At 65.6% G+C, this 642-nt stretch carries 2 protein-coding genes; both read right to left on the bottom strand.

What is annotated here, in order from left to right:
* Positions 1 to 206: 206 nt before the first annotated feature.
* Entirely contained in the window at positions 207 to 377 is a 171-nt protein-coding gene (locus FS507_RS19825; RefSeq protein ID WP_145943835.1) for a hypothetical protein, read from the bottom strand.
* Complete coding sequence (locus FS507_RS17740; protein WP_186314740.1) at positions 378 to 542, bottom strand: hypothetical protein; 165 nt, start codon at positions 540 to 542, stop codon at positions 378 to 380.
* Positions 543 to 642 lie beyond the last annotated feature (100 nt).

Here is a 642-nt window from a genome sequence, read left to right as displayed (position 1 = left end):
TCGTTCTCACCTCTCTTCTCCCATCATCCTTCCCCCCCCCATCACCACCTCCCCACCCCCCGCCGCAGCCATCCCGCCCTTCTCACCGCCCCTGGCCTTACCCCTCCTCATCGTCCCCACCAGCTACTCGCCCACCACCTTCACCACCAACCCCCTCCCCCACCCCCCTCCCTCACCCACCCCCTCCCCATACCCCACTATCCTCCTCACTCATATCCCACCCACTTCTCCACCCCCCCCTTACCGGAACCCATACCCACCCCCAGCGCCTTCTCCCTCACCCGCCCCTCCCCCAAGATCTTCATCCACACCTTCCCACCACCCTTCACCTCCCCCTTCATCCCCATACCCCCACCTTCCATCTCACCCTTCCTCATCTACCTCCCCTCCACCCCCTCCACCCCCTCCACCTCCTCCACCACCCCCACACCCTCACCATCCACCCCTCCCTCCTTCACCCCCACCATCTCGACACCCTCCACCACCTCATCATCCCCGCCTACCACCACGCCCCTCACAACCTCAACAGTCTCTCCAACCACAAGATCCCCCCCCTCTCCCACCCCCGCTAACCCCTCACCCCCCACCCCATCCCGTAACCGTCACCCCCCCCGCACACGCAGCCAACTTCTCTCTCCCAAG

This window comes from Corynebacterium glyciniphilum AJ 3170 (assembly GCF_007673095.1).
Lineage (GTDB): Bacteria > Actinomycetota > Actinomycetes > Mycobacteriales > Mycobacteriaceae > Corynebacterium.
The sequence above is the reverse complement of the archived record's forward strand: the minus strand, read 5'-3'. Positions and strand labels throughout refer to the sequence as shown.

Bases quoted from the DNA above. Each gene is read 5' to 3' on its own strand.
- FS507_RS19825 (WP_145943835.1), bottom strand. From the start codon at position 377: ATGAGGAAGGGTGAGATGGAAGGTGGGGGTATGGGGATGAAGGGGGAG.